The sequence below is a fragment of the Mucilaginibacter sp. P4_G9 genome (assembly GCF_056400985.1).
In genome coordinates, this window is record NZ_JBFUKF010000248.1 from 1 (window position 1) to 7388 (window position 7388).

A 7388-nucleotide genomic window follows, 5' to 3' on the forward strand; every position below is an offset into this window, starting at 1 on the left:
TATCCGCACCAGTGCCGAGCAGGTTGAATATCTTGCAGAGCTTGTTGCCAAATATCCTGTTATTTCGATTGAAGACGGTATGGCCGAGGATGATTGGGATGGCTGGAAATTGTTAACCGAAAAACTGGGCAAAACCGTGCAGCTGGTAGGTGATGATTTATTTGTTACCAACACCAAACGTTTACAACGTGGTATTAACGAGGATACTGCTAACTCCATCCTGGTAAAAGTAAACCAAATTGGTTCGTTAACCGAAACTATAAACGCGGTAACCTTAGCGCAAACCAATGGCTATACATCTGTAATGAGCCACCGTTCGGGCGAAACTGAAGATGCAACCATAGCTGATTTAGCCGTAGCATTAAATTGCGGTCAGATCAAAACCGGTTCGGCTTCACGTTCAGACAGGATCGCTAAATACAACCAATTGCTTCGTATTGAAGAAGAATTGGGCAGCAATGCAAAATTCATTGGTAAGGATTTTAAATTCTACAAAAAATAATTTAAACATATTAAAGAGCCATCTGCATAAAAGCAGGTGGCTCTTTTTTTATATAAGCCTATTGTCAGCCTAATATCTTTGGTTGATAATTAAGTAACACCTGTTACGTTATAAACAAATACCGGTAATAAAATTTTGATGGACAAGAAAAGGATTTTGCGTGGATTGGGCTTATTGTTGCTTTTAGCTTTGATTATTGCTTTTGACAGAGTTACCAAGATATATGTAAGGGATCATATCCATTTTTCCATCATCATAACCGTTGTAAAAGATTTTTTAACCATTACCCGGGTTGAAAATACCGGTGCTTTTTTAAGCCTGGGCAATTCGCTGCAAAATCCATGGCGTTTTATTATTCTTACGCTTTTACCGGGAGCGGCGCTTATTTGGGGGTTACTATATGTTTTATTAAAACCCAATCTTAACCTGCTTAACCAGGCAGGTATTATAACAATTTTGGCCGGTGGCATAGGCAACCTGTATGATAGAGCCGTTTACGGCAGTGTAACCGATTTTGTGCACATGAATTTTGGCATTTTTGAAACCGGCGTGTTCAATGTAGCTGATGTGGCTATTATGGTAGGTGTAGGTATGTTGCTGTTAAACGCTTTTCTGCGTGAGCGGGAAGAAAAAAAGCAAGCTGCCAATGATAAGCCGGTTACAGTATAATTATACGCCATTACACACTTGTAATCTCAAATCTGCATATCGGAACCCCTATCTCAAAATCTGCATATTTGCACATTTGATACTATCTGATATTAAAACTGTATCTTTGCAGAAATTTAATGCCTTGTTAAAACATGAGGACATTATCAATTTATAATATTACAAGCACATCTGCACATCATAAATTTGCAAATCTGCACATTTACAAGAATCATGTCATTCGAAAATTTAAAATTAATTGAGCCTATCCTCAAGGCCTTAAAAACTGAGGGATATACAACCCCAACTCCTATACAGGCGCAAGCCATCCCTATTGTATTAAATCACCGCGACCTGTTGGGATGCGCGCAAACAGGTACAGGTAAAACAGCTGCTTTTGCATTACCCACTTTACAGTTGTTGTACCAGGACAGGATGGCTCATAAAGAGCAGAAAACCATCAAGGCTTTGGTTTTAACACCAACCCGCGAGCTGGCAATACAAATTGCCGAAAGCTTTAYGGCTTATGGTAAAAATACCGGTTTAAAAAACCTGGTGATCTTTGGTGGGGTATCGCAAAATCCACAGGTTGACGCTTTACGTCGGGGTGTTGATATTTTGATAGCAACTCCTGGTCGTTTATTAGACCTGATGAACCAGCGCTTTGTGCACCTGGAGCATGTTAAAATGCTGATACTTGATGAGGCCGACCGTATGCTGGATATGGGCTTTGTAAACGATGTAAAAAAGATCATCGCCAAAGTTCCTGCAAAAAGACAAACACTGTTTTTCTCAGCTACTATGCCTAAGGAAATTCAGCATCTGGCTGATACCATATTAACGAATCCTGAAAGGATAGAAGTTACACCGGTATCGTCAACTGCCGATACCATACAGCAATCATTATATTATGTAGAGAAGAATGACAAAAAATCATTGCTCATCCACATATTAAAAGATAAAGAAATTAAAACAGCCCTGGTGTTTACCCGTACAAAACACGGCGCCGATAAAGTGGTGAAAGACCTGGTGCGCGTTGGCATAACTGCCGAAGCTATTCATGGTAACAAATCACAAAACGCACGTCAGCGGGCATTAAGCAACTTTAAAAGCCGTGCTACACGTGTGCTGATAGCTACCGATATTGCCGCACGCGGTATTGATATTGATGAGCTTACCCATGTAATAAACTACGAGTTGCCAAATATTCCCGAAACCTATGTACACCGTATTGGCCGTACGGGCCGTGCCGGTGCCGATGGTATAGCGCTTTCTTTTTGCGATGAGGAAGAGATCCTGTTTTTAAGAGATATTCATAAACTGATAGCTAAAGAAATTCCTGTTGAAGAAGGGCACCCGTATCCAATGAGCCCGGCGGCTATGACTGCAAGGCTGATAGCCGGTGATTCAAAAAAAGGATCGGGCAGTTTTAAGCGCGACAATGGCAGGAGCGGCAGTGGTCGCAGACCATCAGGTGGTGGCGGCGGCCAGCGCAGCGGCAATAGCCGCTCGGGCGGCAGTAGTGGCATGAGTGGAGCAAGCCGTTCTTCGGGCAGAAGGTAGTTCATTAGTTCATTGGTCTTTGCAATTGGTTAACTGCTTTGCTTGTCTTAAACTTTTCACCAATAAACTGATGAACCAGTGAATCAAAAAAAACTTGTTTCGCTCAAAAAAAATAAATAGCTTTAAATGAAATTCACAGGGCTCGTATCAATGAAACGCTTAATTGACCTTTTTAAGAATAAATTCTTTTTGGTTACGCTGGCTTTTTTAGTGTGGATGATATTTTTTGATAAAAACGACCTGTTCTCGCAGTACGAATATCGCCGCCAGGTAAGCAAGCTAACCCAGGAACGTGATTTTTATAAAGCCCAAACCGACCAGGTAACCAAAGAGCTTAATGAACTCAGCTCAAACCCTCAGCAACTGGAAAAATTCGCCCGCGAAAAATATCTCATGAAAAAAGAGAATGAGGATGTTTACCTGGTAGTGCCGGAGAAAACGGAAAAGTAGAATCAAGATATAAGATATTTTAAAAGCGATGGGTTTAGGCCTATCGCTTTTTTTGTGAAATAAAACAGGAAAAAGCAGGGGCTTTGTGCGATTCCCTCCCAACGGGAGGGTGCAGGGAGGGGTTTCTGTAACATTAAAGCAAATGCTATTGTTTTAATAAATCCAGGTCAAAATCCTTCGGTAATTTAATAGCGGGATTATCCTTAATAATTTCAATTACTTTACTTTCAAGAGTTCTTAACACATTAAGCATATCGTTTTTCATTTCGGATTCTGTAAAACGCAAAAATTGTATTCCAAAGCTTTCTAATTTTTGCTGTCTTATTTCATCTTTGGCAAATGCCTCTTCATTATTATGCGACATGCCGTCAATTTCAATAGCCAGCATTAGATCCTTACAGTAAAAATCAACTATATAATTATCAATAAAGCGTTGACGATCAAAATCGAACCCTAATAGTTTATCGTTTTTTAATTCATTCCATAATAATAATTCACCATCAGTCATGTTTTTGCGGAGCTTGCGAGCTAAGGCTTTTAAAGTTGGGTTGTATGGAATGATCTTTTTAGCCATGAGAGTGCTGTTTATGTCGCTTTAAGAAACCCCTCCCTGCACCCTCCCGTTGGGAGGGAATCGCACGGGGCCGTTGCTTTTGAATTGCTACTTCTTTACCACTTAGCACTATTAAACTTCTTATTTCTTAAGCTTAAACCTCTCCTTCACGTTTCCTTAAAAACCATTCGCCACTCAATAGCAGGAGTATCAGTACAAACAGCCATTTTACATCAATAATATCGCTGTAATGCTTGTCTTCATATACCACGGTTTTGATGTTGTCATTCTTGCGGATCATATCGGCAAGTTGGCTTACCTGGCCTGGCTGCAACATTTGGCCGCCGCTTTGCTTAGCAAGCGAGCTTAGCAACTGGTGATTTGCCGCGCTTTGGCGTGTTTCCAGGTTAAGGGCTTTGACGGTTAACTGCCCGGCAGCTTTAAACAGGCTTTTGCCGTTTTGGGTAGAAGCATTGTAAGCGTACTCGCCAACAGGTAATGTCCCTGCATCCAACTGATAGCTTTGCCCTGAGCGACTGAAAAGGAAACTGTAATTTTTACCGGTAACGCTTTTCAGGTCGATCTTAACATCTGGTGTATTAATGAGTTCGAGGGCATCGTTATATAGCTCGGCGTTCAGGATCACATTTTCACCTTCATCAAATACATTACGGGCCGGGTATACGCGGAAGCGCTGGCGGTTGGCGTTTGCCGTTAAATATTGTACGGTTTGGCTCAATAGTTCATCGGTTGCATTACGGTTGCCGTAATTCTGAAACTCGGCTAATTGCCAGCGCCAGATGCCTTCGCCCGCTAATATGGCTGTGCGGCGACCGGCCTCATCTCCAAAAGCAAGCAGGGGATAGGTGGTAGCTATAGCACCAATCTTTTGCCGTAATAAAATGGTAGTTGCTGCGGATGTTCCATAGCTGCCAAAAGGCGCCAGTAAGGGTGGCAAAGTGCTTATCTTTTTTCGTGATGAATCGGATAGGGTAAAAGCTGCAAAACCAGCTTCCGGCAGGGCATAAACTTCCTGGGTTTCGCTTCGGCCCGCGCTTATTTTTACTACGTTTTGTTCGGTATTAAAAGTCTGCAGGTCGCTTTGCGAACCTATAACATACCAAACTGGCGTTTTACTCCTGGCGATGAAATTTCTTAATGGTGCAAAACTGCCTGCATTAACCTGGTAAAGTACTATCAGGCTGTAGTCGGCCAGTTTAATGCCAGCGATATCTGCCAACAGCGAGGTTTTTACCTCAAAATTCCTGTTGGTTTCAATAGCCTGTTTAATAACCGTAATATCCGGGTGTGCACTTTGGTACAGCATTAGCACCTTTTGGCGGGCGTCCAACACATCTACATAAATAACTTCCGTATTGTTTTGGGTGGATAACTCATTTTTTACAGGGGTTATACTGATGGTAAATTTTCTTAATCCCTTTTTATCCGCCATTAATTTAATGGGAACAAGCTTTTTTAAATCGGTGCCTGCTACCGGGATGGTTTGAGCGAAAACCTGTTTGCCATCTTCGGTAACGATTAAACGCATGTTTTCGCCTTTACTTTGGTAAGCAGCAGCCAAAACCTCCACCTCAAAATTATTACCTAAAAAAGCGGTTTTGTTATAGTTTACGTTGCCTATCAGCAAATCGCGTTTAGCACCGGTATCGCCAAGGGCGATGGTATAGATGCTGGTTTTAATGTTTTTGGCTTCGTATTGCGGGTCGTTACCCTGGTTATATAAACCATCGGTAGCCAAAACTAAAGCACCGATATTTTGATTTACAAATTTGTTGTTCAGCTGGCGCAGGGCATTAGCTATATCGGTTTGCCTGCCATTGAATTTATTGGAGAGGCCATTGTTTAGGTCTTTATCAAAGTTAAACTCCTGCACATCATATTTATCGCCAAGGTCCTGCTTCAATTTAGCCAGGTCGGTAACAAGTTTATCAGCGTTAAAGCCGGGAGTTTTAAACGCCTTGATAGATGCGGAATTATCCTGTGCAATTAACACCAATGGTTTCTGCGGATTGTACTTTATGGTTTTCACTAATGGAGATACCAGCAGCATCGCGATAAAAAATATCACCAACGCCCGGATAACCGAAAGCCCATACCTGAAAAATTTACCCAGGTTAACAGGTTGCCGGTACAACAGCCAGGCGTATAATAACCCCAGCACCAAACAGGCGGGTACCCACCATCCCGAAACCGAACCCCATGTAAGTGAAAACTGCATATAAGTTTGCGTAACACGCTATCCGTTTTACGTTCACTTGCAAAATGCGAAATTATTGTGAAATGAGCGGAATTAGTTTTAAGGTAATAGCTGTTAACCAAAGAAGGCAAGCGAAAGCTTGCCTTCTTTGGTATATAAGTTGTTCCAAACTTGCTTCTGCATCCCACATGCTTGATGTAAAGCATGCAGGCTACTTGTCCTATGAGATTCTGAAACAAGGATGGCCGCCGTTTCGTTTTTTGACTTTTTCCTTTTGAATTAAACTAAAGCATCCCGCCATCAACAGGAATTACCTGCCCGGTGATGTAGGTTGCCATATCTGATGCCAGGAAAACGCAGGCATTTGCCACATCTTCGGTTTCGCCGCCGCGTTTAAGCGGGATCGCGGCTGCCCAGCCTTCAACCACTTTAGGGTCAAGTATTTCGGTCATTTCGGTTTTAATGAAGCCCGGTGCAACTACGTTGGTACGTATGTTACGTGAGCCTAATTCTTTAGCCATTGATTTGGAGAAACCGATGATGCCAGCTTTTGAAGCTGCATAGTTAGCCTGCCCCGCATTACCTTGTACACCCACAACCGAGCTTATGTTGATGAACACGCCATTGCGGTTCTTCATCATGATCTTGGAAGCTGCTTTGGTAACATTGAAGATAGATTTAAGGTTCACATTTAAAACCTCGTCCCATGCTTCTTCGGTCATGCGCATCAGCAAACCATCTTTGGTTATACCAGCGTTATTAACTACTATATGTAAGGTGCCAAAATCAGCTATTATGTCTGAGATTAGTTTTTCGGCTTCATCAAATTTAGAAGCATCAGAACGGTAGCCCTTTACCTGCGTGCCAAAACTTTGCAGTTCCTGTTCCAGTACCTGGCCTTTTTCTACAGATGATAAATACGTAAAAGCTACATTAGCGCCGTGCTCGGCAAACTTTTCGGCTATTTTACGTCCTATTCCTTTTGATGCACCGGTGATAAGTGCGGTTTTTCCTTCTAATAATTTCATTTATGTACTATTTCGGGCGGTGAAGTTAGTTGTTTTAGTATCAAGTATCAAGTAGTTAGTATCAAGACGGATTTAGCAGCAGGTAGCTGGTGAATAACAATCGTGTTATGGTAGCTTGCTACTCAATTTAAGCCCCTAAAAATGAGCGTATTTGTACCCTGCATATTTTTTTAATTTGTCTTGCTACTTGATACTAACTACTTGCTACTAATTTACTACCTTTGCGGCTCAAAAAATCACTGTAAATGAGCCAGTCTGTTCAAATAAAAAACGCTTTAATTTCTGTTTACTATAAAGACAACTTAGAGCCTATAATTCTTGAGTTAAATCGCCTTGGTGTTAATATATATTCAACCGGTGGTACCGAAACTTTTATCCGTAATTTAGGGGTAAATGTAATCCCTGTTGAAGACCTTACCTCATACC

The 7388-nt window shown here is 41.7% G+C and carries 7 protein-coding genes and 1 pseudogene; 5 read left to right on the forward strand and 3 right to left on the reverse strand.

The features are described from left to right. From AC1DPZ_RS18370 to AC1DPZ_RS18385, 4 genes are all read left to right on the forward strand, one after another. A partial coding sequence (locus AC1DPZ_RS18370) for a phosphopyruvate hydratase family protein (protein WP_477406055.1) occupies window positions 1–502 on the forward strand: 502 nt, incomplete at its 5' end. A gap of 138 nt (window positions 503–640) precedes the next feature. Next, complete coding sequence (gene lspA, locus AC1DPZ_RS18375) at window positions 641–1171, forward strand: signal peptidase II (RefSeq protein WP_477406057.1); 531 nt, start codon at window positions 641–643, stop codon at window positions 1169–1171. A 213-nt stretch (window positions 1172–1384) separates the two neighbouring features. Further along, window positions 1385–2713, forward strand: coding sequence for a DEAD/DEAH box helicase (locus tag AC1DPZ_RS18380; RefSeq protein ID WP_477406059.1), 1329 nt, complete (start codon window positions 1385–1387; stop codon window positions 2711–2713). A 150-nt stretch (window positions 2714–2863) separates the two neighbouring features. Next, the gene (locus AC1DPZ_RS18385; protein WP_477406061.1) at window positions 2864–3163 is read left to right on the forward strand and encodes an FtsB family cell division protein; all 300 of its coding nucleotides are present in this window, start codon (window positions 2864–2866) and stop codon (window positions 3161–3163) included. 145 nt (window positions 3164–3308) lie between these two features. On the opposite strand, the gene AC1DPZ_RS18390 is transcribed toward AC1DPZ_RS18385, so the two are convergent. The 3 genes from AC1DPZ_RS18390 to fabG all read right to left on the reverse strand — a co-directional run bounded on the left by AC1DPZ_RS18390 (window position 3309) and on the right by fabG (window position 6962). Continuing rightward, window positions 3309–3737: an endonuclease domain-containing protein gene (locus AC1DPZ_RS18390; protein ID WP_477406063.1), complete on the reverse strand. Its 429-nt coding sequence runs from the start codon at window positions 3735–3737 to the stop codon at window positions 3309–3311. A gap of 133 nt (window positions 3738–3870) precedes the next feature. After that, window positions 3871–5955 carry a hypothetical protein gene (locus tag AC1DPZ_RS18395; RefSeq protein WP_477406065.1) on the reverse strand — a complete coding sequence of 695 codons (2085 nt, stop codon included), beginning with the start codon at window positions 5953–5955 and terminating at the stop codon, window positions 3871–3873. A 263-nt stretch (window positions 5956–6218) separates the two neighbouring features. Beyond that, a complete protein-coding gene (gene fabG / locus AC1DPZ_RS18400) occupies window positions 6219–6962 on the reverse strand; it encodes a 3-oxoacyl-[acyl-carrier-protein] reductase (protein ID WP_477406067.1) in 744 nt (247 codons plus the stop codon). A 245-nt stretch (window positions 6963–7207) separates the two neighbouring features. On the opposite strand from fabG, the pseudogene AC1DPZ_RS18405 reads away from it, so the two are divergent. Next, window positions 7208–7388 (forward strand): annotated as a pseudogene (locus AC1DPZ_RS18405) (bifunctional phosphoribosylaminoimidazolecarboxamide formyltransferase/IMP cyclohydrolase); the annotation flags it as partial.

Bases quoted from the DNA above. Each gene is read 5' to 3' on its own strand.
- lspA (WP_477406057.1), top strand. From the start codon at position 641: ATGGACAAGAAAAGGATTTTGCGTGGATTGGGCTTATTGTTGCTTTTA.
- AC1DPZ_RS18385 (WP_477406061.1), top strand. From the start codon at position 2,864: ATGAAACGCTTAATTGACCTTTTTAAGAATAAATTCTTTTTGGTTACG.
- AC1DPZ_RS18395 (WP_477406065.1), bottom strand. From the start codon at position 5,955: ATGCAGTTTTCACTTACATGGGGTTCGGTTTCGGGATGGTGGGTACCC.
- AC1DPZ_RS18390 (WP_477406063.1), bottom strand. From the start codon at position 3,737: ATGGCTAAAAAGATCATTCCATACAACCCAACTTTAAAAGCCTTAGCT.
- fabG (WP_477406067.1), bottom strand. From the start codon at position 6,962: ATGAAATTATTAGAAGGAAAAACCGCACTTATCACCGGTGCATCAAAA.